The following is a 25,668-nucleotide window of genomic DNA, read 5'->3' as shown; positions in this document are numbered from 1 at the left end:
ATGGCCACCAACTTCCTCACCAAACTATTCGGCAGCCGCAACGACCGGCTCCTCAAGCAGTACCGCAAGACGGTGACCCGCATCAACGCGATGGAGCCCGACTACGAGAAACTGTCGGACGAGCAGCTCAAGGCCAAGACGCAGGAGTTCAAGGAGCGCGTGGCCAAGGGCGAATCGCTGGATGACATCCTGCCCGAAGCCTTTGCCGTGGTGCGCGAGGGCTCCAAGCGCATCATGAAGATGCGGCACTTTGATGTGCAGCTGCTGGGAGGCATGGCGCTGCACTTTGGCAAGATCTCCGAAATGCGGACGGGCGAGGGCAAGACCCTCACCGCCACCTTGCCCGTGTACCTCAATGCCCTGTCGGGCAAGGGTGTGCATGTGGTGACAGTCAACGACTACCTCGCCAACCGCGATGCGCAGTGGATGGGGCGCCTGTACAACTTCCTGGGCCTCACGGTGGGCATCAACCTGCCCAACATGCCGCGCGAGCAAAAGCAGGAGGCTTACCGCGCCGACATTACGTACGGCACGAACAATGAGTACGGCTTTGACTACCTGCGCGACAACATGGTCTATGAGGCGCACGACCGTGTGCAGCAAGGCCTGAACTTCGCCATCGTCGATGAGGTGGACTCGATCCTGATCGACGAAGCCCGCACACCGCTGATCATCAGCGGCCAGGCCGAAGACCATACGGCGATGTACATCGCCATGAACAAGGTGGTGCCGCTGCTGGTGCGCCAGGAAGGTGAAGCCGACCCGCGCACGGGTGAAGGCGTGACCAAGCCGGGCGACTTCACGCTCGACGAAAAGACGCACCAGGTGTTCCTGACAGAGCAGGGCCACGAGAGCGCTGAGCGCATCCTGGCTAGCCAGGGCCTGATTGCCGAGGGGGCCTCGGTGTACGACCCGGCCAACATCACGCTGATGCACCACCTGTATGCGGCGCTGCGTGCCAACCACCTATATCACCGCGACCAGCACTATGTGGTGCAAAACGGTGAGATCGTGATCGTGGACGAGTTCACCGGCCGCCTGATGTCGGGCCGCCGCTGGAGCGAAGGCCTGCACCAGGCCGTGGAAGCCAAGGAAGGCGTGAACATCCAGGCCGAAAACCAGACGCTGGCTTCGATCACCTTCCAGAACTATTTCCGCCTGTACAACAAGCTCGCCGGCATGACCGGCACGGCCGATACCGAGGCTTACGAGTTTCAGGAAATCTACGGCCTGGAAACCGTGGTCATCCCGCCGAACCGCCCCAGCCGCCGCGACGACCAGCTGGACCGCGTTTACAAGACCACGCGCGAGAAGTACGAAGCCGCCATCAAGGACATCCGTGAATGCCACGAGCGCGGCCAGCCCGTTCTGGTGGGCACCACGTCGATCGAGAACTCTGAAATCATCGACCAGCTCCTGAACAAGGAAGGCCTGCCGCACCAGGTGCTGAACGCCAAGCAGCATGCACGGGAAGCGGACATCGTGGCCCAGGCAGGCCGTGCGGGCATGATCACCATCGCGACCAACATGGCCGGTCGCGGTACCGACATCGTGCTGGGCGGCAACATTGAAAAGGATGTGGCGGCCATCGAGGCCGACGAGACCCTGTCTGAAACGGAGCGCGCTGCCAAGGTGGCGGCGTTGCGCGAGCAGTGGAAGATCGATCACGAGAAGGTCAAGGAACTGGGTGGCTTGCGCATCATTGCGACCGAGCGCCATGAGTCCCGCCGCATCGACAACCAGCTGCGCGGCCGCTCGGGCCGTCAGGGCGACCCGGGCTCGTCGCGTTTCTACCTGAGCCTGGACGATTCCCTGATGCGCATCTTCGCGGGCGACCGCGTCAAGGCCATCATGGACCGCCTGAAGATGCCCGATGGCGAAGCCATCGAAGCCGGCATTGTGACGCGAAGCATCGAGTCGGCCCAGCGCAAGGTGGAAGCCCGCAACTTCGACATCCGCAAACAGCTGCTGGAATACGACGATGTGTCCAACGACCAGCGCAAGGTGATCTACCAGCAGCGCAACGACATCCTGGATGCTGCCGACCTGTCGGACGTGATCGCTGCCATGCGCGAAGACTGCATGACCGATCTGGTGCGCCAGTATGTGCCCGCCGAATCGGTGGAAGAGCAGTGGGACCTCGCCGCGCTGGAGAAGGTGCTGGCTGAAGAATGGCAGGTGTCGATTGCCTTGCAGCAGGTGGTGCAGGGCGCCAGCGCCATCACCGACGATGAAATCCTGGAGAAGGTGCTTGCCGCTGCCCATGCCTCGTTTGACGCCAAGGTGGCGCAGGTTGGGCGCGAGAACTTCACGCAGTTCGAGCGCATGGTGCTGCTGCAGAGCTTCGACTCCAATTGGCGCGACCACCTCTCCGCACTGGACTATCTGCGCCAGGGCATTCACCTGCGTGGCTATGCGCAGAAGCAACCCAAGCAGGAATACAAGCGCGAGGCCTTCGAGCTGTTCCGCCAGCTGATCGACCAGGTCAAGAACGAAGTCACCAAGATCCTCATGACTGTGCAGGTGCAATCGCAGGAGCAGCTGGACCAGGCCGCACAAGAGATGGAAAGCCGCGGCGAAAGCATTGCCAACGTGACCTATACCGCGCCGACCGAAACGGGCGAGGTCGAAACTACGGTGGATGCGCAGGCGCAGGACTTGGCGCTGCCGGAGGGCATGCGTGTGGGCCGCAACGATCCTTGCCCTTGTGGCAGCGGCAAGAAGTACAAGCAGTGCCACGGCAAGCTCGCCTGATTTCCTGATCCACACAACACGGGCTTCGGCCCGTGTTTTCATTGGCGTGCCACGGTTTTCCGGATAATCGGCCGCAGTTTTTCAGAAGGACCCCCATGCCCGTCAATCTAGTTGCCCCCGTTGCCGCTGATCTGCACCCGATTGCTGGAGTGCGCATTGGCGTTGCCGAAGCCGGTGTGCGCAAAGCCAACCGCAAGGATCTCACCGTGTTCCTGCTGGATGAGGGCGCCAGCGTGGCGGGCGTGTTCACGCAGAACCGCTTTTGCGCTGCCCCGGTGCAGATCAGCCGCGACCACCTTGCCAGCGGGCAGCCCATCCGCGCCATGCTGATCAACACCGGCAATGCCAACGCTGGCACGGGCGCTGATGGCCTGGCGCGTGCGCGCGCCACCTGCGTGGCCCTCGCGCGCCAGCTCAGCGTCGCGCCCGAGCAGATCCTGCCGTTTTCCACCGGCGTGATCATGGAGCCGTTGCCCAACGACCGCATCGAGGCTGGCCTGCCCGCCGCCATTGCCGACGCGCAGCCGGGCTACTGGGCCCGCGCCGCAGAAGGCATCATGACCACGGACACCTTGCCCAAGGCCTTTTCTGCCCAAGTGAAGGTTGGTGGTGCCACCGTGTCCATCACTGGCATCAGCAAGGGCGCGGGCATGATCCGGCCCAACATGGCCACCATGCTCGGCTTCATGGCCACGGACGCTTGCGTGGCCCCTGCCGTCATGCAGCAGCTGGCTCGCGAACTGGCCGATGGCTCGTTCAACCGCGTCACCATCGATGGCGACACCTCCACCAACGATTCGTTTGTGGTGGTGGCGACCAACAAGGCCGCGCATGCGCCCATTACATCTCTGGCAAGCGCCGAGGGCCAGGCCCTCAAGGCCGCCATGCTGGCGGTATCGCAAAAGCTCGCCCAGGCCATTGTGCGCGACGGCGAAGGCGCTACCAAGTTCATCACCGTGCAGGTAGAAGGTGGCAAGACCGGCGAAGAGTGCCGCAAGGTGGCGTACGCCATCGCCCATTCGCCGTTGGTAAAAACCGCGTTCTATGCCAGCGACCCAAACCTGGGCCGCATCCTCGCGGCCGTGGGCTACGCGGGCATTGACGACCTCGACCAGACCGGTATTGATCTGTACCTGGACGACGTACACGTGGCCATTCAGGGCGGACGCAACCCCGCCTACCGCGAGGAAGACGGCCAGCGCGTGATGAAGCAAAGCGAGATCACAGTGCGCGTGCTGTTGGGTCGGGGCGAGGCCTCCGACACGGTGTGGACCTGCGATTTCAGCCACGAATACGTCACCATCAATGCGGACTATCGTTCGTAAAGAATGCTCCTGTTTTGATAGCTTTTGGCGCTTGATAGATAGGCGCTAGGCCCGAAATGAATCAAAAATTTGAACATCTGATCGAGCGGGCCGAGCAGTTGATCGCCCGCATCGAGTCTGTGCTGCCCCAGCCCCTGGGAGCGCCGGACTGGTCTTTGTCCATCGCCTGGCGTTACCGCAAGCGCAGCAGTGGCCACGGCACCCTGGAGCCCGTGCGCCATGTGGCCGCGATGCAGCTGGCGGATCTCAAAGAGATCGACGGGCAAAAGGAAAAGATTCAGCGCAATACCGAGCAGTTTGTGTTGGGCAAGCCCGCCAACAACGTGCTGCTGACCGGTGCGCGTGGAACCGGCAAGTCGTCGCTCATCAAGGCCTGCCTGAATGCGTACGCCGGACAGGGCCTGCGCCTGATCGAGGTGGACAAGGCGGATCTGGTCGACCTGCCGGATATCGTGGATGTGGTGGCCGACCGGCCCGAGAAATTCATCATCTTTTGCGATGACCTGAGCTTTGAAGACGGCGAGCCAGGCTACAAGGCGCTCAAGTCGATCCTGGATGGATCGGTGGCCGCCGCCACGCCCAATGTGCTGATCTACGCCACCAGCAACCGGCGCCACCTGTTGCCCGAATACATGGCTGAAAACCTCACGTACACCCACACCGCTGATGGCGAAGTGCACCCCGGTGAAGTGGTGGAGGAGAAGATTTCGCTGTCAGAGCGGTTTGGCCTGTGGGTGAGCTTCTACCCCTTCAGCCAGGAGGAGTACCTGACCATCGTCGCCCAGTGGCTGGCCTCCTTCGGGGTCTCTGGCGCCGCGATTACTGCGGCCCTGCCCGAGGCGCTGGTCTGGGCGCTGGAGCGCGGCTCGCGCAGTGGCCGCGTGGCCTACCAGTTTGCGCGTGACTATGCGGGGCGCCACGATGGTTGATTCTGTTGCCAAATCCGCTGCTGCGCCTGCAACACCGGCCGCGACCACGGCGCGCAAGCACACCGAGGTGGCTGTCGGTATCCTCTTGCGGGCCGATGGCGCGATGTTGCTCTCCACACGCCCGCCGGGAAAGCCTTATGCCGGGTATTGGGAGTTTCCGGGCGGCAAGGTCGAAGCGGGCGAAACTGTGGAGCAGGCGCTGCGCAGAGAGCTGGTGGAAGAGCTGGGTGTGACCATCGGCGCTGCCAGTGTCTGGAAAGTCACGGAACACGACTACCCACATGCCCTGGTGCGCTTGCACTGGTGCAAGGTCTGGGAATGGTCGGGCGAGTTCGAAATGCGCGAAGGGCAGACCATGGAGTGGCAGCAGATGCCACTGACGGTGTCACCGGTGCTGCCCGGTGCCTACCCGGTGCTGCAGTGGCTCGCTGAAGAGCGTGGCCTGGAATATTCGCCGGAATGACTTTCGTTCGCTACTGAATTGATAGCTGCTAGAGCCTCACTGGTACGCGCTAGAGCCCAATTTTGTTTGAAATCCTGGGCAATTCCCAGTCGAGGTCAGTGCTGCAGGCGAGGATCGCCATAAGGTTCGTCGGCGGGTGGAGCCTCTGCAGGCATGCGGAAATCCTCGCTGGCCCAGGCGCCGAGGTCGATCTGCTTGCACCGCTCGCTGCAGAATGGGCGGTACACGTTGGCGGGGCTGTAGACACTGTCACCGCCACAACTGGGGCAGGTGACGATGCGTGCTCGTGGTTGGGTGTGCGTAGAGTTGGCCATGCTCGTCGTCGTTCTCAATGTCCTTGCCTGCTGCCTATCTGGCGCCGCAGCTTATGCGCACAGGGTCAGCTCGAAGGCCGCATCTTCATTGCTTGCATGCAGGCGCCCATCACTTTCCAGGCGCATGAGCCGCACCGAGACGATCAGGCGGTTGCCACTGATCTCGGGAATCAGGTTCAGGGCCGGGTCAATGCGCAGACGCAGCAACTGGAATGTGCGGCCCTGCGGCAGGTTCTGCTGAAATTGACCGCGCTCTGCTGCCACCTTCTGGGGAACGCCAGAGTCGCGCAGCAGCTTGAGCAACACATAGATGGATTCGGCCAGCGGGGCCAGGGTCGATGCCCACTCTTCGAGGGCCTGCTGGCGCACACCCGGTTCATGGTGCTGCCACGCGTAATACGCAGGCAAATCGAACCCGCAGGTGCCACCGGGAATGCCCACCCGGCTGCGGATGCTCATCAGCCAGTCGTTTTCGGTGAGCAAGTGTCCGGACTTGCCTGATTGGGTGTTGAGAGCTGTGAAACAACGGTCGAGCTGGGCAATGACTGCGTCAAGGGCCGCTTCGGAGATCGAGGGATTGCCACGGTAGCTATCGAGCTGGTGCTTGTGCTTCTCGATGTCCTTGAGCACATCCGACTTGAGGTCGGCCCGTGCCGCCACATCCATGATTTCGAAGATGGTTACCAGCGCAAAGTGGTGGTCGAGCGCGTGGGAGCGGGGAATCAGTTCTCCCAACCGGCGGAACAACTGCTCAAGCCGCAGATAGGTTCTGAGACGCTCGTTAAAGGGATATTCGTAAAGGATCACGCTGGCGGGTTCCTGGGGGCTCAGGGAGTATTCTGACGCCGGTGGCGCACGGCATGGGGTGAAAGCACAAACGGTTTCGTTCGCATCATAGCCCGAACAGCGTGGCCACTTGCCGGGTCTGCAGGCGCAGGTCCTCTAGCGAGCAATCCCTGTCGTTGGCAATCACGGCATCTGCCACGGCGCGGCGTGCCGTGCGGCTTGCCTGCGAGGCGATGATGCCTTGCACCACCTCTCGCGCCAGGCCGCTGCGTTGCGTGACCCGCTTGATCTGCGTTTCTTCAGAGCAATCCACCACCACGACCGCATCGAGCCTGCGGGCCCACCGGCCGGATTCCGCCAGCAGCGGGATGTCAAATACGATCAGGGCATGGCCTTGGTCCGCAGCCTGCTGGGCCTTCGCGTTGCTATGCAGGGTAACCAGAGGGTGCACGATCCCTTCGAGCTGGGCGCGTGCCTCGGGGTGGCTGAAGACCAGAGCACGCATTCGCGCGCGGTCCAGTGCGCCGGAGGCATCCACGAAGTCTGCACCGAAAGTGGCTCTGATTGCGTTCATGGCCGCTCCTTGCGGGCCTGTCACGTCGCGAGCCAGCTGGTCTGCATCGATCAGGCTGCCTCCCAGCGCGGCGAACATGCCGCCCACGGTGCTCTTTCCGCTGCCAATGCCCCCGGTCAAGCCAAGGCGCAAGGGGCGCCTGCGCGGATTCATCGTTTATAGGCCCAGAAGGTTCAAGACAGCGTTAAGGATAGCGTTGGGGCCAAACACCATGGCGGTAAAACCAGCGCCGACCAGGAAGGGGCCGAAAGGGATGTAGCCGCCTTCACGCAGGCTGCTGAAGACTTTCATCCCGATACCGATGACGGCACCGATGACTGAGGACATCAGGATGATGGGGATCAGTGCCTGCCAACCGAACCAAGCACCCAGTGCGGCAAACAGCTTGAAGTCCCCATAGCCCATGCCTTCCTTGCCCGTTGCGAGCTTGAATCCCCAGTAAACCAGCCAGAGCGAAAGATACCCCGCTGCCGCGCCGAGCACGGAGGCATACAAGGGCACCTCAATCCACTGCAGCGCGGAAGCGAGCAGGCCAGCCCACAGCAACGGCAAAGTGATGTCGTCCGGGAGCAGCGTCGTGTCCCAGTCGATGAACGCCAAGGCGACCAAGGCTGCCGAGAACCCGCACCAGACGAGCCCCGTGGGCGTCATCCCCCAGCGCTGGATGCACAGGAAGAAAAGGGCCCCCGTCGCCATCTCGATCAAGGGATAACGTACCGAGATCCGCGCCTTGCACGCGGAGCAGCGCCCGCGCAGAAAAAGGTAGCTCAAAACAGGGATGTTCTCGTACCACTGGACCATGTGCCCACACGATGGGCAGCGGGAACGGGGAACCATGAGGTTGAACCGCTCCTGTTCAGCAGGTGCGGCACCGGCATCTCCTTGCGCGCTCTGCGCCTGCGCTGCCCGGATTTCCTCAGCCCACTGGCGTTCCATGATTTTGGGAAGCCGATAGATGACCACATTGAGAAAACTACCGATCAGAAGTCCCAATATCCCGCCCAAACTTGCATTCCACCAAACGGGCATCTCCATTACACAACTTGGCCGAGTTTGAAGATTGGGAGGTACATGGAGACGACGATGCCGCCAATCAGCGTACCCAAGAACACGATGATGATGGGCTCCATCAGACTGGACAAGCCCGCCACCATTTCGTCCACTTCGGCCTCATAGAAATCCGCAGCTTTGCCCAGCATGTGGTCAATGGAACCTGATTCTTCCCCGATAGCGCACATCTGAAGCACCATGGAAGGAAAAATATTTGCGTTGCCCATGGCTGCGGTCAGGCTGGTACCGGTAGAGACTTCCTGCTGGATTTTTTCGGTTGCCATGGAATACACCGAATTGCCCGAAGCACCACCGACGGAATCCAGAGCTTCAACCAGTGGCACCCCTGCCGCAAACATCGTGGACAGAGTACGCGTCCAGCGTGCAACGCAGGATTTATCGATCAAAGCCCCAAAAATTGGAATCTTCAATAGCACGCGGTCCATGAACATCTGCATCTTTTCATTTCTTTTCCAGGCCTGCATGAAAAAGAAAAAACCTCCACCAATCACACCGAAGATTAACCACCACCACTTAACGAAGATTTCACTAATACCCATCACGAAAAGTGTAGGGGCAGGCAAATCGGCCCCAAACGATGAAAAAACTTCCTTGAATGCAGGAATCACAAAAATCATGATGATCGTAACTACCACAAAGGCAACGATGATCACGGAAATGGGATACATCAAAGCTGATTTAATTTTTGATTTGATGGCCTCCGTTTTTTCCATGTAGGTGGCCAAACGGTCCAGCAGGGCTTCCAAAATACCGGCGGCTTCGCCTGCTTCCACAAGGTTGCAGTAGAGGCTATCGAAATACATGGGATGCTTGCGGAATGCAGCATTCAGGGAAGTGCCTGTTTCGACATCGGAGCGGATGTCGTTGAGTAGTTTGGTAACACTTGCGTTGGTATTCCCTCGCCCCACAATATCAAACGATTGCAGAAGTGGAACGCCTGCTTTCATCATTGTGGCAAGCTGGCGCGTGAACAAAGCGATGTCTTTGGGCTTTATCTTCTTGCCAGAGCGCATCCGGCGTTTCTTGATCTTTGTGGGAAAAACGCCCTGGCGGCGGAGCGTGGCTTGCACCTGGTTCTCGCCAGACGCACGCACCTCGCCCCGCACTATCTTGCCGTGGCGATCTTTGCCTTCCCATTCAAAAACAAAATCCTTGATATCCCGTGATGCAGCGGTTGCCATGCTGGACCCTCTAGTCGTTATTCGTTGGTGACGGCAAGCACTTCTTCCAGTGAAGTGAAGCCCAGTCTTGCCTTGTGCAGGCCGGATTCGCGGAGCGAGCGCACGCCTTCTGCTCTCGCCTGTTCGGCGATTTCTAGTGCACTCCCGTCGCGTAGGATGATACGTTGGATGTCCTCAGAGATCGGCATGACTTGGTAGATGCCGACCCGTCCCTTATATCCGTTGTTACAAGCGGAGCAGCCTACGGGGCGGTACGTGACCCAGCTTCCATCAATTTCTTCTTCTTTGTACCCTGCTTCGAGCAGCGATTCATGCGGTATATCGGCCGGCGCCTTGCAGGTGGGGCACAACCTGCGGGCCAAGCGCTGCGCTGTGATGAGAATAACGCTGGAAGCAATATTGAACGGGGCGATCCCCATATTGCGCATGCGCGTCAAAGTAGTGGGGGCATCATTGGTGTGAAGCGTTGATAACACCAAATGCCCCGTTTGTGCTGCTTTGATGGAAATGTCCGCAGTTTCCAGATCACGGATTTCGCCGACCATGATAATGTCAGGATCTTGCCGCAGAAAGGATTTGAGGGCTACCGCAAAGGTTAGTCCAGCCTTTTCATTCACATTGACCTGGTTAACGCCTGGAAGATTTATTTCGGATGGATCTTCCGCTGTGGCAATATTGACGCCTGGCTTGTTGAGAAGATTCAAGCAGGTATAAAGGGAAACGGTTTTGCCGGAGCCCGTGGGGCCCGTAACCAAAATCATTCCATAGGGACGCCCAATGGCTTCGAGCAGGCGCTCTTTCTCTTGGGGTTCATAGCCCAATGCATCAATACCCAGCTTGGCGCTGCTGGGGTCCAGAATACGGATAACAATCTTTTCCCCAAACAAGGTCGGGAGGGTGCTGACCCGGAAATCAATGACTCTGTCCGGGCCCACCTTGAGTTTCATGCGTCCGTCTTGCGGTACCCGCTTTTCAGAAATATCCAGGCGAGAAATCACCTTGATGCGAGATGCGAGCTTGTCCTTGATGGCTATTGGTGGGGACGCGATTTCTCGCAATTCACCATCAATCCGAAATCTCACGCGGTATTGATGCTCATAAGGTTCAAAATGTAAATCGGACGCACGCATGTTGAATGCGTCCAGAAGCATTTTGTGCAAGAACTTGACGATGGGAGCATCTTCTACATCAGTAGCTCCGGTATCGTTATTGTCTGGCGCCTCTTCGATGGGTGAGTCGTCAAATTCAAAATCACCACCACCACCCGTCAGTGTTTCCAAAGATTCACTGGCCGATTTGGTGGTGGTTTCTACCAGGCGGCTGAGCTTGTCATACTCCGCAATAATCCAATCCACCCCCATCTGGGTGGTGAATTTTATTTTCTCGGCTGCTTCCTGGTCCGTAGGGTCTGCAGTCGCAACAATCAGGCGATTATTGCGTTTGCTGAGCACAACAACCCGATATGCTTGGCATATCTTGCCATCGAGCAGTTCTTTCGGAAGCCGTAACGGATCAATCGCATCCAGATCGAGTAGGGGTGCACCAAACACAGCCGACACGGTATGGGCCAAGTCGGCAGCTGACACCGCGCCAGAACCGGTCAGTTCGGCAATAAAGCTGGTCCGGCTAGTTTGTGATTTTTTGTAAATGTCCTCTGCTGCCTTTTGGGTCAGCTTGCCAGCAGACATCAGGGCCCTGCCCAATCCGGGGAGGGCCACTGCGGAGGCTTCTTTAGGGGCAGTATCGACAGCGGCCATGTAACCGGAAATATGTTAGGTGTGGAAAAGAAACCATCCTATCATCACCGATCATCTGAAGGCTGTACAGAGATTCGAGATTGGCAACAGCACCACAAAAAGGGCGCTATTGCTGAAAATGCACTGGTATTTATGGTCGGGGTGAGAGGATTCGAACCTCCGGCCTCTACGTCCCGAACGTAGCGCTCTACCAGGCTAAGCTACACCCCGTATGCCGCGATTGCGCTCAGAAGCTGATGCAATGGGCAGATCAGTTGCGTCTTGTTAGCAACTGTGCGGCCAATTCTAGCAAAGCTGCTGAATATGCATTGGTGGGTAATTGCTCTGCAGCCGCCATGGCCCGGCGGGCCTCGCCAAAGGCGGCGGCCCGTGTGACTTCCAGTGCGCCGGTCTCGCGGACGATTTGCACGATGTCTGCCAGTTGGTCGGTCGAGCCTTGTTCAATGGCTTGGCGCACGACCTGCGCCTGAATTTCGGTGCCGCGCTCCATGGCAGCGATGAGGGGGAGTGTGGACTTGCCTTCGCGCAGATCGTCCCCCAGGTTTTTCCCCATCTCAGTCGCATCCCCGTCGTAGTCGAGGACGTCGTCAATGATCTGGAAAGCGGTGCCCAACGCTTGTCCGTAGGTTGCGCAAGCTTCCTCAATCTCAGGCGAGCTCTCGGCGAGTACTGCGCCGAGGCGTGCGCTGGCTTCAAACAGTTTGGCGGTTTTAGAGCGAATGACGCGCAGGTAACCCGCTTCGTCGAGCGATGCGTCATGCATGTTCATCAGCTGCAACACCTCACCCTCGGCGATCACGTTGGTGGCCTCCGAGAGTATCTCCATGATCCGCATGCTGCCTGCCTCGACCATCATCTGGAAGGAGCGGGTGTGCAGAAAATCGCCAACAAGCACGCTGGCGGGGTTGCCAAAGGTTTCGTTCGCCGTGGGGCGGCCTCTGCGCAGGGTGGATGCGTCCACGACATCGTCGTGCAGCAGTGTGGCGGTGTGGATCAGTTCCACAACGGCCGCGAGGCTGTGCCGATGTGCGCCCCGATACCCCAGGGCGCCGCAGACCATCAGCAGCAGTGCCGGTCGCAGGCGTTTTCCGCCAGCGGCAATGATGTACTGCGATATCTGGGCCACCAGAGGGACGCTGGACGTCAGGCGCTGACCAATGACCTTGTCGACCTCGTGCATGTCTTGTGCAACGAGCAAGAGAGGGGATGCTGCGGGGGCGGTGTGGTCAGTCAAGATGGTGGTCACAGAAAGAGACCGGATTATAGGAAGCCCCGGAGGCGCTTCGTTGCGACCATCGAGGCGGCGATGCTGTCGCTGAAAGCGGGGGTGGTGTGTTGTATGGCAATGCGCTATACTCTTGGGCTCTGCGGAAATTCGTCTGCAGAACTCATATCAAGAGGTCAACATGTACGCGGTCATAAAAACCGGCGGCAAGCAGTATCGCGTTGCTTCCGGCGAAAAAATTAAAGTAGAACAGATTGCTGCGGACGTAGGCCAGGAAATTGTGATCGACCAGGTTCTGGCTGTCGGCAACGGCGCTGAACTGAAGGTTGGTACGCCCCTGGTGTCCGGCGCAACCGTGAAAGCCACTGTCGTGGCCCACGGCAAGCACGACAAAGTGCACATCTTCAAGATGCGCCGTCGCAAGCACTATCAAAAACGCCAAGGCCATCGCCAGCAGTTCACTGAGCTGCAAATCGGTGCGATTGCTGCTTAATCGAAGGAGCTAGTCATGGCACAGAAAAAAGGCGGCGGCTCTACGCGAAACGGACGTGACTCCAAGCCAAAGATGCTGGGTGTCAAGGCGTTCGGTGGTGAACTGATCAGCGCTGGCTCGATCATCGTGCGCCAGCGTGGCACACGTTTCCACCCCGGCAACAATGTCGGCGTGGGCAAGGATCACACCTTGTTCGCCCTGGTGGATGGCCACGTGTCGTTCGGTACCAAGGGTGCGTTGTCCAAGTCCACGGTCAATGTGACTCCTGCCTGAGGTTCATTCCTCCGGTAGCCATCGAAGCCCCGCTTTGCCGGGGCTTTGTTGTTTGGTCTGTACGATGGCGCTCAAGTCGTCGGCAGACGGCGCCTGCAAGGCGTTCCGCAGTTCCGACAGAATCAGGCAGTCTGCTGCCGGCGCTGCGCCCTTTTGTAAACTGGATATCCCATGAAGTTCGTCGATGAAGCCTTTATTGACATTGCCGCCGGTGATGGTGGCAATGGCTGCGTGTCTTTTCGGCACGAAAAGTACAAGGAATTCGGCGGTCCCAACGGTGGGGATGGTGGTCGCGGTGGGCATGTGTTTGCCGTGGCTGATCCGAACCTGAACACCCTGGTGGACTTTCGCTATTCGCGCAGGCACGAGGCCAAACGGGGCGAGCATGGCATGGGATCGGACATGTTTGGCGCCGCGGGTGCCGACATCACCCTCAAGATGCCGGTCGGCACCATCATCACAGACGCCGAAACGGGCGAGGTGCTCTACGAGCTGCTGAACCCGGGCGAGGTCATCACCATTGCAAAGGGTGGTGATGGCGGCTTTGGCAATATGCGCTTCAAGAGCGCTATCAACCGGGCCCCGCGCCAGAAGACACCAGGCTGGCCCGGCGAGAAGAAGAACCTGAAGCTGGAGTTGAAGGTGCTGGCCGACGTGGGCCTGCTGGGCATGCCCAATGCGGGTAAATCCACCTTCATCACGGCGGTGTCCAACGCCCGCCCCAAGATTGCAGACTACCCCTTTACGACGCTGCATCCCAACTTGGGTGTGGTTCGCGTGGGGCCGGAGCAGAGTTTTGTGGTGGCTGATATTCCCGGTCTCATCGAAGGCGCTTCGGAAGGTGCGGGCCTCGGGCACCAGTTTCTGCGCCATCTGCAGCGCACCCGCCTGCTGCTGCACATTGTGGATCTGGCGCCTTTCGACGATGCGGTGGACCCGGTGGCTCAGGCCAAAGCCATCGTCAACGAGCTCAAGAAGTATGACCAGCAGTTGTACAACAAGCCGCGCTGGCTGGTGCTGAACAAGCTGGACATGGTGCCCACCGAAGAGCGAGAAGCCCGTGTGAAGGATTTCGTCAAGCGCTTTAAGTGGAAGGGGCCGGTGTTTGAGATTTCTGCCCTGACGCGTGAAGGCTGCGAGCCGCTGATCCATGCCATCTTCCGCCATGTGCAATCCGAACAGCGGGTGGAGAACGAGCCAGTGGAAGTTGATCCACGTTTTGCAGGGGATGCGCCAGCCTGATTTGTAGTCACGGTCTGCGTTCTCATTTGCTATATTAATAATAGCTATTGGCGCTTTTTGGATAAGCGCTAGCGGCCAAAAATACTTAAAAAATGGTTTCCAGCGTATTGCGTGACGCCCGCCGCATCGTGGTCAAGGTGGGCTCCAGTCTTGTGACCAACGAGGGCCGTGGCCTCGACGAAACCGCCATTGGCGAGTGGAGTCGTCAGCTGGCGGCTCTGGTGCGTGGCGATGGCGGGCTGCCGCGCGAGGTTGTGATGGTGTCCAGTGGCGCCATTGCCGAAGGCATGAAGCGCCTGGGCTGGACCACGCGGCCGAATGAAGTTCACGAGCTGCAGGCCGCCGCTGCCGTTGGGCAGATGGGGTTGGCGCAGATGTACGAAACCAAGCTGCGCGAGCAAGGCATGGGCAGCGCACAGGTGTTGCTTACGCATGCGGACCTTGCCGACCGCGAGCGCTACCTGAATGCGCGCTCGACCCTGCTGACGCTCTTGCGCCTGGGTGTGGTGCCGGTGATCAATGAGAACGACACCGTCGTCAACGACGAAATCAAGTTCGGCGACAACGACACCCTGGGCGCACTGGTGGCGAACCTGGTCGAGGCCGACGCGCTGATCATCCTCACCGACCAGAAGGGCCTGTACACGGCCGACCCGCGCCGCGATGCGTCCGCGCAGTTTGTGCACGAAGCCAAGGCCGGCGACCCAGCGCTGGAGGCCATGGCCGGTGGTGCGGGTTCCAGCATTGGCAAGGGCGGCATGATCACCAAGATCCTCGCGGCCAAGCGTGCTGCTGGTTCTGGCGCCTCCACGGTCATTGCCTGGGGGCGCGAATCCGATGTGCTGGTTCGCCTCGTTCAAGGGGAGGCGCTGGGTACGCTCCTTGTGGCCCAGACGCAAAAAAAGCAAGCCCGCAAACAGTGGATGGCCGACCACCTTCAATTGCGCGGCTCGGTGGTGGTGGACGCGGGGGCTGCGGCCAAGGTGCGTGATGAAGGCAAGAGTCTGCTGCCTATCGGTATGACGGCTGTGGAGGGTGACTTTTCGCGCGGCGACGTGATTGCCGTGCGCGACGCATCCGGCACCGAAATTGCCCGTGGCCTGGCCAACTATGCTGCGGCCGAAGCCAGAATGTTGTGCCGCAAGCCTTCGACCGAATTCGAAAAGCTTCTGGGTTACGTTGCCGAGCCAGAGATGGTGCATCGAGACAACATGGTGTTGGCCGCCAGCTGACGGCGAAAGCCAGCAGCCAACGTAGCTTCTCAAAGACACCATCAGTCCACCAACAAAAACGCCTGCAAATCGCAGGCGTTTTTCATGGGACTGGCGATCACCTCGCCATTGAATTAACGCGGCGTGGTGACCGCAGGCAGTCCGTCCAGCTCTCCGGGCACACTGTTCTGCGGATCTGGATCGAAACTGGCCCCCGGTGGAAGCTCCATGCCCGGATTGATCAGCATGGACCCCGTCCGAAACATGGTGCCCGCGTGTTCGCCCTCGCGCGTGCGCATGCCACTGCGCAGGTAGCGGTTGCGCTGCTCGTGGCGAGGCAGAAAGCGGGCCAGTTCCGTCAGCGCCATTTCATAGACGCCACGCTTGAATTCGACCACGACATCCAGCGGAACCCAGTAGTCATTCCAGCGCCAGGCGTCGAATTCCGGATGGTTGGTGGCACGCAGGTTCAGGTCCCAGTCGTGTCCTACCAGTTGAAGCAGATACCAGATTTGTTTCTGGCCCTTGTAGTGTCCGCGTGCATCGCGGCGGATGTACCGGTCAGGCACCTCATAGCGCAACCAGTCCCGGGTGCGGGCCACCACGCGTACGTGGTTGGGCAATAAGCCCACTTCTTCATGCAGCTCACGGAACATGGCTTGCTCGGGAGTTTCTCCCCGGTCAATGCCACCCTGCGGAAACTGCCAGCTGTGGGTGCGTATACGCTTGCCCCAGAACACCTGGTTTTTCTGGTTGAGCAGGATGATGCCGACGTTCGGCCGAAAGCCGTCCCGGTCAAGCATAATCAAACCCCAAATTTTTAAACTGTGTCCATTATGCACGGCGCCTAGCGCGCAGCAAGTGGACGGCCCCGTTCTGCCTGCAATCGATTCCGATGAAAGCCTCCCAATTCTTTATTTCCACCCTCAAGGAAGCTCCGGCGGATGCCGAAGTGGTCAGCCACAAACTCATGACGCGGGCGGGGCTGATCAAGAAGCTGGGCGCTGGCATCTATAACTACATGCCCATGGGGCTGCGGGTGATCCGCAAGGTGGAAGCCATCGTGCGCGAGGAAATGAACCGTGCAGGCGCCGTGGAACTGACCATGCCTGTGGTGCAGCCCGCCGAGCTGTGGCAGGAAACGGGTCGCTTTGAAAAGATGGGCCCCGAGTTGCTTCGCATCCAGGACCGCCACGGGCGCGACTTCGTGGTGCAGCCCACCAGCGAAGAAGTGATCACTGACATCGCGCGCCAAGAGCTCAAGAGCTACAAGCAGCTGCCGAAGAACTTCTATCAGATCCAGACCAAGTTCCGCGACGAGCGCCGTCCGCGCTTCGGCCTGATGCGCGGACGCGAGTTCATCATGAAGGATGCTTACAGCTTCGACCGCGACCAAGCCTCGGCCAAGGCCAGCTACCAGGTCATGGCGCAGGCTTACCGCCGCATTTTTGACCGTTTTGGCCTGACCTACCGCGCCGTGGCGGCCGACAGTGGTGCCATCGGTGGCGACCTCTCCGAAGAGTTCCAGGTGATCGCTGCCACGGGCGAAGACGCCATCGTCTACTGCCCACAGAGCGACTACGCCGCCAACATGGAAAAAGCCGAAGCGCTGGCCCCTGCCGGCCCACGCGGCGCAGCCACTCAGGCGTTGACCAAAACGGCCACGCCTGGCAAGAGCACTTGCGCCGATGTGGCAGAACTGCTGGGAGTGCCTCTGAACACTACGGTCAAGTCGCTCGTGCTGGCCACAGACGAAACCAGCGAAGCCGGCGAAATTGTCAAGACCCAGGTCTGGCTGCTGCTGCTGCGCGGCGACCACGACATGAACGAGATCAAGGTGGGCAAGGTGCCGGGGCTGGCGGGTTTCCGTTTTGCCACGGTGGGCGAAATCGAAGACCATTTCGGCTGCAAGCCCGGTTACCTGGGCCCCATCGGCCTGAAGAAGCCTTTGAAGATCGTGGCCGACCGCGAAGTCGCCCTGATGGCTGACTGGATCTGCGGCGCCAATGAGGTGGACTTCCACATCACCGGCGTGAACTGGGGCCGCGACCTGCCCGAGCCCGACGCCGTGGCCGACCTGCGCAATGTGGTGGCGGGCGACCGTTCGCCCGACGGCAAGGGCGAGCTGGCGATTGAGCGCGGTATTGAAGTGGGTCATGTGTTCTACCTGGGCACCAAATACAGCAAGGACATGAACGCCACCTTCCTTGGTGACGATGGCAGGCCGGCATTTTTTGAAATGGGCTGCTACGGCATTGGCGTCACGCGCTTGCCCGCTGCGGCCATCGAGCAAAACCACGACGAGCGCGGCATCATCTGGCCGGACGCGATTGCCCCCTTCACCGTGGTGGTCTGCCCCGTGGGCATGGACCGCAGCGAAGCCGTCAAGGCCACGGCCGAGCAGCTCTATGCCGACCTGCTGGCTGCCGGCGTCGACGTGATCCTGGACGACCGGGGTGAGCGCCCCGGTGCCATGTTTGCCGATTGGGAACTGATCGGTGTGCCTCACCGCGTGACCATTGGCGACAAGAGCCTCAAAGACGGCGTGGTCGAGTACCAGCACCGCCGTGACCCTGCGGCCACCAAGGTGGCGGTGGCAGACATCCTGGCCCACGTGAAGGGCCGCATGGCGGTATGAACGCGGCGCGGCTGGTTTCTGCGGCGGGCAGAGCTCCCGATGATGGGGGCTGTGTCTCCCGGCGCGTGTGCCTGACGGCGCTGTCGGCTCTGTCTGCACCTGCGGCTTGGCTGGCGGCGCCCTCGCTGGCCCATGCGGGCGGGCAGCTGGAAGAGCCCCTGATGGACTCTGTGCGCACCGCCCTCAGTTCGGCCATTGCCAACCAGGCACCGCCAGAGCCCCATTTTTTCACCACCGAAGCCCGCATTCACTACGTGCGCTGGCTCGCCGCCATGAGCGACCGCCTGCGCCGCCGCAAGCCCGAGTGGGAGGTCCGCCGCGACTTCCTGCAGACCGCCTGGTACGAATCCAAGCGTGCCGGGCTGGATGTGTCCCTGGTGCTGGGCCTGATCCAGGTGGAGAGTGCGTTCCGCAAATACGCGGTGTCCAGCGTGGGCGCACGTGGTTACATGCAGGTCATGCCCTTCTGGACACGGGTGATTGGGGATGGTGACCCGGGCAAACTGTTTCACATGCAGACCAATCTGCGCTTTGGTTGTGTGATCTTGCGGCACTACATCGACCGGGAGCGGGGCGACCTGTTCATGGCGCTGGGGCGTTACAACGGCAGCCGGGGGCGTTCGCCGTATCCGGACGCCGTGTTTCGCGCACAGCGCAACTGGTTGTTCGCCGAGGGTTCACAGCTGCCTGCTGCCTGATTTGCTATTGTTTATATAGCTGTTTGTGCTTATCCATCAAGCGCTAAATGCCAATTTGGCTGATTGTCTGAAACTCTGCAAGCGGCAACGGGAGTCAGCTCCCGAAAAGCCGATGGTGCCCGTTCGCCCACAGGCCTAGGTCGAAGTCGGCGTAGCGCTGTCTGCTGGGGAGGCCTGGATGGTCTGGCCGGAACCTGCTGACTGGGCGGTACCGAGGCGGGACACCATGACCTGGTCGATGCGGTAGCTGTCCACGTCCAGCACCTCGAACTTGTAGCCACCCCAGCTCACGCTGTCCGTCCGGCGCGGAACGCGCCGCAGCATTACCATCAGGAACCCGGCCAGGGTTTCGTAGTCGCCCGCGTGAGGCAGCTCGTCCAGCGACAGTGCGCGCAGCACGTCCTCGACCGGTGTGACGCCGTCGATGAGCCACGAGTTTTCATCGCGCCGCACAATCTGCTCTTCATCCGCCGGGCCGACCAGGTCGCCCATCACGGTGCTCATCACGTCGTTCAGCGTGACCACGCCCACCACCAGGCTGTATTCGTTGACGATGACGGCAAAGTCTTCGTGCACCTGGCGGAACTGTTCCAGCACCTCCGACAGCGTGAGCCGGTCTGGGACGATCAGCACCTTGCGCACCAGACTGTCATCGGCCAGCGAAATGGGCTGGTTGTTCAGCACGCGCTGGAACAGGTCCTTGGCATCCACATAGCCCACCACATGGTCGATGTCCCCCTCGCACACGGGGTAGGTGGAGAAAGGCTCGGCCGCAATGCGCAGGCGGATCACGGAGTCCGGCTCGTCGCGCAAGAAGAAGGCCACACGGTCGCGCGGCGACATGGCGCTGGACACCATGCGCGTGTCCAGCTCGAACACATTCGTGATGACCTGCTGCTCGCGGGCGGCCAGCACACCGGCACGCGCACCCGCTTCCATCATCGCCAGGATGTCATCCGAGGTGATGCGGTCGTCCCGCAACGACGACATGCCCAGCACCCGGAACAGCGCATCCGCCCCCCGGCTGTAGAACCACACCACAGGGCGCAGCAGCGCCATGCACCAGGCCATGGGCTGCGCCAGCCGCACCACCAGCCGCTCGGGATCGGCCATGCCCAGGCGTTTTGGGAACAGGTCGGCAAACAGGATGAAAAGGGAGGTGATGACCAGGAACGAGGCGAGAAAGCCCGCCTTCTGCGCGGCTGATTCCGACAGCCACAGGCCGAACAGCGTGGTGAAGTGGGGGCTCAGCGCACCTTCGCCCACGATACCGCCCAGGATGGCCACGGCGTTCTGCCCCACCTGCACCACGGTGAAGTAGTCGCCCGGCTGCTCCTGCATGCGCAGCACCTGGTCCGCCCTGGCATCCCCTTCGTCGGCCATCTGCCGCAGGCGCAGGCGGCGCGCTGCGGCGAGCGAGATCTCGGCCATGGAGAAGAAGGCGCTGGCTGCAATCAGCAGTCCGATGACAAAGAGGCTTTGGGAGAGGGTCATGAATGGCGACGGAGCGTGGCGCTGCGGCACACCGGATGACTGAGTGTATCTGGGCATTCCGCAGGCACCTACCCCAGGTGTGCACACACCGGGGGGCTGGTGGGCCTTCGGGGTTGGGGCCCCGAAGGCCAGTCCTGCGGGCGAGCGCAGGACTGGCGGCGGGGGCCTTGTTATTGCACGAAACCGATGCGGCTACGCCCTGACGCCGCCTTGGGCAGATCTGCAATCTCCACGGTGGACCGGCGGTCCAGCCGCGCATTGCCAAAGCCCGTCATCAGCGCACGCCGCATCTCACGGGGGGGCATCTGTGCCAGGTGGTCCAGCACGTCGTCCGTCGGCTCCGGATCCAGCAGGCGGCCCCAGTCGTGCCCTGCGCGGATGCCCTGGTACAGGTTGCGGGCAATGGTGCGCGCCTGCTCCAGCGTGGGCGCCTCCACCTCGAACACGTTCATGCGGTTCAGGATGGGGTCGGGGATGCCGCGCGTGTCGTTGGCGGTGGTGATCCAGATCACCTGGCTGGCGTCGATGGCCACCTCCGCAAACTCATCGGTAAAGCTCTGGGCGGTGTCGTACTCCAGCAAGCTGTACAGCGCGCCCAGCGGGTCGTACTGTGCATCACTGCTGGCCTTGTCGATCTCGTCCACCACGATCACGGGGTTGGCGTATTCGCCCTCCACCAGCGCCTCGAACACCTTGCCCGGGCGTGCGCCCTTCCACTGTGCGGACGAGCCCGACAGCAGCCAGCCTGCGGTCATGGAGCTCATGGGCAAGAGGTTCATGCCCGTGCCCAGCAGCTCGGCCAGGTGGCGCGCAAAGTGGGTCTTGCCGATGCCGGGCGGGCCCAGCAGCAGCATGGGCGTGACCTCCAGGCCATCGCTGCTGTCCTGCGCCAGCGCCACGTGGCGCTTGACGTCGTCCAGCACCTCGGTGAAGTTGGGCAACTGCTCATACAGGCTGGCCATGTCGGGGATGCCCGAGGGCTTGACCTGAAAGCGCTCCGGACCACGTTCCAGCATGCGTTCGTACACGGTGCGCAGGGTTTCGTATTCGCGCTGGTTGCCCGACTCCTGCAACCGTGCGAGCTTGCGCTCGACGTCACCGGGGTGGAACACATTGCGCATCTGGGCCACCGGCAAGCGCAGGGCGGGTGGCTGGGGAACAAGGCTATGGCTGGTCATTGCATGCTCCTGTGATGGTTACGTCACGCAACCATTCAAGCACACAACATGCCCGCTTCAGCACCGGAAAAGCCCCTGATTGGTGCCACTGTTGCGGGCAAACAAAAAGGCCGCCCGAAGGCGGCCTGGTTTGCACGGGGTAGTGGCCGCGTCGATCAGCCTTCGGTGCCCAGCACCTGCTTGAGTTCGCCCGACTCGTACATCTCCATCATGATGTCCGAGCCACCGATGAACTCGCCCTTCACGTACAGCTGGGGGATCGTGGGCCAGTTACTGTATTCCTTGATGCCCTGGCGGATTTCGTCGTCTTCGAGCACGTTGACGGTCACCACGCTCTTGGGGTCCACGCCGCAGGCCTTGAGGATCTGGATTGCGCGGCCCGAGAAGCCACACATGGGGAAGCTGGCGTTGCCCTTCATGAACAGCAGGATGTCGCTGGATTTGACGAGGGTGTCGATGCGTTGTTGGGTGTCGCTCATGGGAATACTCCTTGAAAGGGGCTGGCGGGCGTGGGGTTTTGAAAGCCCGCAATGGGGTGGATTATTTCACTGTCTGCGCCAGCGCCCACTGCCCGCCCGTGCAACGCGCAATGCCCGCGAGGTCATTGCGGCTTTGTACCAGGGCAAAACCCTGGGTGGCGAGCAGGGCCTGCACGGCTTCGGCCTGGTCGTAGCCATGCTCCAGCAGCAGCCAGCCGCCCGGCTGCAGGTGCGCGGGCGCCTGGGCGACGATGGTGCGGATGTCTTCGAGGCCGTCTGCGCCGCTGGCCAGGGCCTGCAGGGGCTCGTGCGTCAGCGCGGCCAGGTGGGGGTCGGCACTGGCGATGTAGGGGGGGTTGGAGATGATCGCGTCAAAAAAACCATCCACGCCTTGCAGCCAATCACTACGCTGAAACCGCACCGGCAAACCCAGCCGCTGTGCATTGGCCTGGGCCACGGCCAATGCATCGGCACTCGCGTCCACCCCCAATACCCTGGCGTTAGCGCGCTGGCTTTGCAGCGCCAGTGCAATCGCGCCGCTGCCGGTGCCCAGGTCCACCACGCGCGGCGATGTCAGCGGGGCGATCACTTCCAGTGCCCAGTCCACCAGGGTTTCGGTGTCGGGGCGTGGGTCCAGCACGCGGGCGTCCACCTGCAGCGGCAGGCCGTAGAACTCCTTGCGTCCGGTGAGGTAGGCAACCGGCTCGCCCGCCAAGCGGCGCTGGCACAGGGCGATGAATTGGGCATGTGCTGCCTCTTCCATCGCATCCGTGTCGTGCGCCAGCAGCCAGGCGCGGCCTGCGTCGTGGCGCGCCAGGGTGTGCAGCAGCAGCAGTTGCGCGTCGATGCGCGCCAGTCCCAGGGTGTGGGCCTGGTTCAGTGCCTGGGCGAGGGTGGGGGATGTGTTGGTCACTATTGATTTAATAGCGGCTAGCGCATGACAGATAAGCGCTAGAGGCCAATATTGTTCAAATTCTGAATATGGTGCAGCTTGCGGTACCCATCTCCAGCTCTTCGAGCTGTTCGGCCTCGCGGGCGTGGGCCAGGGCCTGCAGCACATCGCCCAGGTCGCCTTCCATCACCTGCAGCAGCTTGTACAGCGTGAGGTTGATGCGGTGGTCGGTGAGGCGCCCTTGCGGGAAGTTGTAGGTGCGGATGCGGTCGCTGCGGTCGCCGCTGCCGATCAGGCCCTTGCGCAGCGCGGCCTCCTTGGCGGCGCGTTCGCTGCGCTCCTTTTCCTGGATGCGTGCCTGCAGCACCTGCAGCGCCTTGGCCTTGTTGCTGTGCTGGCTGCGGCCGTCCTGGCATTCGGCCACGATACCTGTGGGCAAGTGCACCACGCGCACGGCCGAATCGGTCTTGTTGATGTGCTGGCCGCCCGCGCCGCTGGCGCGGAAGGTGTCGATGCGCAGGTCTGCCGGGTTGAGCTTGATGGCTTCATGCTCGTCGGGCTCGGGCATCACGGCCACGGTGCAGGCGCTGGTGTGGATGCGGCCCTGGGTTTCGGTGGCGGGCACGCGCTGCACGCGGTGGCCGCCGGACTCGAACTTGAGCGCGCCGTACACACCGCTACCGGAGGGGCCCGTACCGGGCTGGCCTTCAATGCGCAGCACGATTTCCTTGTAGCCGCCCAGCTCGGCGGCGTTCTCGCTCACTACCTCCACCTTCCAGCCCACGGTGGCGGCGTAGCGGGTGTACATGCGGGTCAAGTCGCCTGCGAACAGGGCGGATTCGTCACCACCCGTGCCCGCGCGGATTTCGACGAACGCGTTGCGTGCGTCGTCGGGGTCCTTCGGTAAAAGCAGGCGCTGCAGTTCGTCTTCCAGCTGCAGCAGCTCGGCCTCGGCACTGGTGATTTCTTCCTGCGCCATCTCGGCCATGTCGGGGTCGGCCAGCATCTCGCGCGCGCCCGCCAGGTCGGCCTCGCGCTGCTGGTAGCGGGCGTAGCGGCCTGCGACCTGCGTGACCTCGGCATGCTCAACGGAGATGCGCCGGTACTGCGCCATGTCGCTCATGATGTCTTCGCGCGAGAGCAGGAAGTCGAGTTCGCCCAGGCGCTGTGCGTAGCGCTCCAGCTGGCTTCGGAGAAAGGGTTTCATGGAATTCTGGAAAAATGGTTTGCTACATATTTAGTAGCTTGTGGCGCTTGTGTATCAAGCGCTAGGGGCCGATTTTGATGAAAACCGGGGCGGCTGCGGAGCGGGCGAGCGCCGCTACAGGCCGTTGTTGTTGGGCGTCTTGCTTTGCGAGCGCAGGAACAGACGCGAGACGGTCTGGGCTGTCTGGGCGCGCATCTCGGCGTCGCCCGCGCGCAGCTCGGCCAGTGTGCCGTGCAGCATCTTCTGCGTGAGGCCGCGCGAGAGGGCTTCGAGCACGGCGTCCACGTCCTCCCCCTTGGCCAGCAGCTTCTTGGCGCGCGCGATTTCCAGTGCACGCCACTCGTCGGTCTGGGCGTTGAGCTGCTGAATCAGAGGTACCACACCACCGGCTTGGCCGACAGGGCTGCGCAGCTCCATCCAGTGCATGAAGCTTTGCACGCCCGCGTCGATGATGGCCTCGGCCTGGGCCACGGCGGCCTGGCGGTTGGCCTGCGCGGTCTGCACCACACTGGCCAGGTCGTCCACGGTGTAGAGGTACACGTCGCCCAAGGCCTTGACCTCGGGCTCGATGTCGCGCGGCACGGCCAGATCGACCATGAACATGGGGCGGTGGCGGCGCTTCTTGAGGGCGCGCTCCACGGCACCCAGGCCGATGATGGGCAGGCTGCTCGCGGTGCAGCTGATGACGGCGTCAAACTCGTGCAGGCGCTCGGGCAGGTCGGCCAGGCGCATCACCTCGCCGCCAAAGCGGGTGGCTAGCTTTTCGCCGCGCTCCAGGGTGCGGTTGGCAATGGCGATGGCCTTGGGGTTCTTGGCGGCGAAGTGCGTGGCACACAGCTCGATCATCTCGCCCGCGCCGACGAACAAGATCTTGGTCTCGGAGATGTCTTCAAATAGCTGGCCCGCCAGACGCACTGCGGCGGCGGCCATGCTGATGCTGTGCGCACCAATCTCTGTGCTGCTGCGCACTTCCTTGGCCACGGCAAAGCTGCGCTGGAACAGCTGGTTGAGCGTGGTGCCCAGGGCGCCAGCGGTTTCGGCGGCGCGCACGGCGTCTTTCATCTGGCCGAGGATCTGCGCCTCGCCCAGCACCATCGAATCGAGCCCGCTGGCCACGCGGAAGGCGTGGCGTGCGACGAGGCTGTCTTCCAAGGTGTACGAGTGCGAGCGCAGCAGCGCGGGGCTGACGCCGCCGCTCTGGGCCAGCCAGCCCAGCGTATGGTCCATGGCTGCTTGCTCGCCCGCGCAGTAAATTTCGGTGCGGTTGCAGGTGGAGATGATGGCTGTTTCCACCCCGGGGTGGCGGCTGGTGGAGCCCAGCGACTGGCGCAAACCGTGCAATGTGGGGGCAATCTGGTCGAGCGCGAACGCGAACCGGCCACGCAGATCGAGCGGCGCGGTGGTGTGGTTGATGCCGAGGGCCCAGACTGCCATAAGCTGCGATTATAAAATTGTTGGCCCGAACAGGCGGCCTTGCTTGTTCA

Annotated in this window: 25 protein-coding genes and 1 tRNA gene; 10 read left to right on the top strand and 16 right to left on the bottom strand. The window is 61.5% G+C overall.

Annotated features, from left to right (window positions below):
* The 4 genes from secA (at window position 1) to ACQ4MJ_RS16090 (ending at window position 5,471) form a co-directional block, all read left to right on the top strand.
* Window positions 1-2,754, top strand: a complete 2,754-nt coding sequence (gene secA / locus ACQ4MJ_RS16105) for a preprotein translocase subunit SecA (RefSeq protein WP_431151976.1) — start codon at window positions 1-3, stop codon at window positions 2,752-2,754.
* A 95-nt stretch (window positions 2,755-2,849) separates the two neighbouring features.
* Window positions 2,850-4,079: a bifunctional glutamate N-acetyltransferase/amino-acid acetyltransferase ArgJ gene (gene argJ / locus ACQ4MJ_RS16100; protein WP_431151977.1), complete on the top strand. Its 1,230-nt coding sequence runs from the start codon at window positions 2,850-2,852 to the stop codon at window positions 4,077-4,079.
* 56 nt (window positions 4,080-4,135) lie between these two features.
* Window positions 4,136-5,008 (top strand): ATP-binding protein, encoded by an 873-nt coding sequence (locus ACQ4MJ_RS16095; RefSeq protein ID WP_431151978.1) that lies wholly within the window; start codon window positions 4,136-4,138, stop codon window positions 5,006-5,008.
* On the top strand, window positions 5,001-5,471 hold the full coding sequence (locus ACQ4MJ_RS16090; protein ID WP_431151979.1) for an NUDIX domain-containing protein: 471 nt from the start codon (window positions 5,001-5,003) through the stop codon (window positions 5,469-5,471). Before ACQ4MJ_RS16095 ends, ACQ4MJ_RS16090 begins: the two co-directional genes overlap by 8 nt.
* A gap of 95 nt (window positions 5,472-5,566) precedes the next feature.
* On the opposite strand, the gene ACQ4MJ_RS16085 is transcribed toward ACQ4MJ_RS16090, so the two are convergent.
* The 8 genes from ACQ4MJ_RS16085 to ACQ4MJ_RS16050 form a co-directional block, all read right to left on the bottom strand.
* The gene (locus tag ACQ4MJ_RS16085) at window positions 5,567-5,785 is read right to left on the bottom strand and encodes a DNA gyrase inhibitor YacG (protein WP_055399187.1); all 219 of its coding nucleotides are present in this window, start codon (window positions 5,783-5,785) and stop codon (window positions 5,567-5,569) included.
* A 51-nt stretch (window positions 5,786-5,836) separates the two neighbouring features.
* The gene (zapD, locus tag ACQ4MJ_RS16080; RefSeq protein WP_055399185.1) at window positions 5,837-6,592 is read right to left on the bottom strand and encodes a cell division protein ZapD; all 756 of its coding nucleotides are present in this window, start codon (window positions 6,590-6,592) and stop codon (window positions 5,837-5,839) included.
* An 85-nt stretch (window positions 6,593-6,677) separates the two neighbouring features.
* Window positions 6,678-7,298: a dephospho-CoA kinase gene (coaE, locus tag ACQ4MJ_RS16075; protein ID WP_431151980.1), complete on the bottom strand. Its 621-nt coding sequence runs from the start codon at window positions 7,296-7,298 to the stop codon at window positions 6,678-6,680.
* 3 nt (window positions 7,299-7,301) lie between these two features.
* Complete coding sequence (locus ACQ4MJ_RS16070) at window positions 7,302-8,180, bottom strand: prepilin peptidase (RefSeq protein WP_431151981.1); 879 nt, start codon at window positions 8,178-8,180, stop codon at window positions 7,302-7,304.
* Complete coding sequence (locus ACQ4MJ_RS16065; RefSeq protein ID WP_431151982.1) at window positions 8,180-9,397, bottom strand: type II secretion system F family protein; 1,218 nt, start codon at window positions 9,395-9,397, stop codon at window positions 8,180-8,182. The genes ACQ4MJ_RS16070 and ACQ4MJ_RS16065 overlap by 1 nt, the downstream gene beginning before the upstream one ends.
* A gap of 17 nt (window positions 9,398-9,414) precedes the next feature.
* Window positions 9,415-11,154, bottom strand: coding sequence for a type IV-A pilus assembly ATPase PilB (pilB, locus tag ACQ4MJ_RS16060; RefSeq protein WP_055399177.1), 1,740 nt, complete (start codon window positions 11,152-11,154; stop codon window positions 9,415-9,417).
* Window positions 11,155-11,287: 133 nt separating this feature from the next.
* A tRNA-Pro gene (locus ACQ4MJ_RS16055) sits at window positions 11,288-11,364 on the bottom strand.
* A 40-nt stretch (window positions 11,365-11,404) separates the two neighbouring features.
* Window positions 11,405-12,334: a polyprenyl synthetase family protein gene (locus ACQ4MJ_RS16050; protein ID WP_431151983.1), complete on the bottom strand. Its 930-nt coding sequence runs from the start codon at window positions 12,332-12,334 to the stop codon at window positions 11,405-11,407.
* A 226-nt stretch (window positions 12,335-12,560) separates the two neighbouring features.
* Here ACQ4MJ_RS16050 and rplU point away from each other — a divergent pair, with 226 nt between their 5' ends.
* Complete coding sequence (rplU, locus tag ACQ4MJ_RS16045) at window positions 12,561-12,872, top strand: 50S ribosomal protein L21 (protein ID WP_005794184.1); 312 nt, start codon at window positions 12,561-12,563, stop codon at window positions 12,870-12,872.
* Window positions 12,873-12,887: 15 nt separating this feature from the next.
* The gene (gene rpmA / locus ACQ4MJ_RS16040; RefSeq protein WP_008905145.1) at window positions 12,888-13,145 is read left to right on the top strand and encodes a 50S ribosomal protein L27; all 258 of its coding nucleotides are present in this window, start codon (window positions 12,888-12,890) and stop codon (window positions 13,143-13,145) included.
* Between the two features lie 3 nt (window positions 13,146-13,148).
* Here rpmA and ACQ4MJ_RS16035 read toward each other — a convergent pair whose 3' ends face one another.
* Window positions 13,149-13,448, bottom strand: a complete 300-nt coding sequence (locus tag ACQ4MJ_RS16035; protein ID WP_233559615.1) for a hypothetical protein — start codon at window positions 13,446-13,448, stop codon at window positions 13,149-13,151.
* Here ACQ4MJ_RS16035 and cgtA point away from each other — a divergent pair.
* The gene (gene cgtA, locus ACQ4MJ_RS16030; RefSeq protein ID WP_431153057.1) at window positions 13,377-14,387 is read left to right on the top strand and encodes an Obg family GTPase CgtA; all 1,011 of its coding nucleotides are present in this window, start codon (window positions 13,377-13,379) and stop codon (window positions 14,385-14,387) included. The two genes, ACQ4MJ_RS16035 and cgtA, sit on opposite strands and share 72 nt — an antisense overlap.
* Window positions 14,388-14,479: 92 nt before the next feature.
* Entirely contained in the window at window positions 14,480-15,619 is a 1,140-nt protein-coding gene (gene proB, locus ACQ4MJ_RS16025) for a glutamate 5-kinase (RefSeq protein ID WP_121507427.1), read from the top strand.
* Between the two features lie 113 nt (window positions 15,620-15,732).
* On the opposite strand, the gene ACQ4MJ_RS16020 is transcribed toward proB, so the two are convergent.
* On the bottom strand, window positions 15,733-16,401 hold the full coding sequence (locus tag ACQ4MJ_RS16020; RefSeq protein WP_055399169.1) for an RNA pyrophosphohydrolase: 669 nt from the start codon (window positions 16,399-16,401) through the stop codon (window positions 15,733-15,735).
* A 92-nt stretch (window positions 16,402-16,493) separates the two neighbouring features.
* Here ACQ4MJ_RS16020 and ACQ4MJ_RS16015 point away from each other — a divergent pair, with 92 nt between their 5' ends.
* Both ACQ4MJ_RS16015 and ACQ4MJ_RS16010 read left to right on the top strand, forming a co-directional pair.
* On the top strand, window positions 16,494-18,236 hold the full coding sequence (locus ACQ4MJ_RS16015) for a proline--tRNA ligase (RefSeq protein ID WP_218298703.1): 1,743 nt from the start codon (window positions 16,494-16,496) through the stop codon (window positions 18,234-18,236).
* Window positions 18,233-18,934: a lytic transglycosylase domain-containing protein gene (locus ACQ4MJ_RS16010; protein WP_218298702.1), complete on the top strand. Its 702-nt coding sequence runs from the start codon at window positions 18,233-18,235 to the stop codon at window positions 18,932-18,934. The genes ACQ4MJ_RS16015 and ACQ4MJ_RS16010 overlap by 4 nt, the downstream gene beginning before the upstream one ends.
* A gap of 135 nt (window positions 18,935-19,069) precedes the next feature.
* Here the strand turns inward: ACQ4MJ_RS16010 and ACQ4MJ_RS16005 are convergent, their stop codons facing one another.
* From ACQ4MJ_RS16005 to hemA, 6 genes are all read right to left on the bottom strand, one after another.
* Entirely contained in the window at window positions 19,070-20,428 is a 1,359-nt protein-coding gene (locus ACQ4MJ_RS16005; RefSeq protein ID WP_431151984.1) for a hemolysin family protein, read from the bottom strand.
* 170 nt (window positions 20,429-20,598) lie between these two features.
* The gene (locus ACQ4MJ_RS16000; protein WP_055399161.1) at window positions 20,599-21,606 is read right to left on the bottom strand and encodes an AAA family ATPase; all 1,008 of its coding nucleotides are present in this window, start codon (window positions 21,604-21,606) and stop codon (window positions 20,599-20,601) included.
* A 155-nt stretch (window positions 21,607-21,761) separates the two neighbouring features.
* Entirely contained in the window at window positions 21,762-22,085 is a 324-nt protein-coding gene (gene grxD, locus ACQ4MJ_RS15995; RefSeq protein ID WP_055399159.1) for a Grx4 family monothiol glutaredoxin, read from the bottom strand.
* A 61-nt stretch (window positions 22,086-22,146) separates the two neighbouring features.
* Window positions 22,147-22,998 (bottom strand): peptide chain release factor N(5)-glutamine methyltransferase, encoded by an 852-nt coding sequence (prmC, locus tag ACQ4MJ_RS15990; protein WP_431151985.1) that lies wholly within the window; start codon window positions 22,996-22,998, stop codon window positions 22,147-22,149.
* A 55-nt stretch (window positions 22,999-23,053) separates the two neighbouring features.
* Window positions 23,054-24,184: a peptide chain release factor 1 gene (gene prfA, locus ACQ4MJ_RS15985; RefSeq protein WP_431151986.1), complete on the bottom strand. Its 1,131-nt coding sequence runs from the start codon at window positions 24,182-24,184 to the stop codon at window positions 23,054-23,056.
* A gap of 114 nt (window positions 24,185-24,298) precedes the next feature.
* Complete coding sequence (hemA, locus tag ACQ4MJ_RS15980) at window positions 24,299-25,618, bottom strand: glutamyl-tRNA reductase (protein WP_431151987.1); 1,320 nt, start codon at window positions 25,616-25,618, stop codon at window positions 24,299-24,301.
* Window positions 25,619-25,668: the final 50 nt, after the last annotated feature.

This window comes from Acidovorax facilis (assembly GCF_050626955.1).
Lineage (GTDB): Bacteria > Pseudomonadota > Gammaproteobacteria > Burkholderiales > Burkholderiaceae_C > Acidovorax > Acidovorax facilis.
The sequence above is the reverse complement of the archived record's forward strand: the minus strand, read 5'-3'. Positions and strand labels throughout refer to the sequence as shown.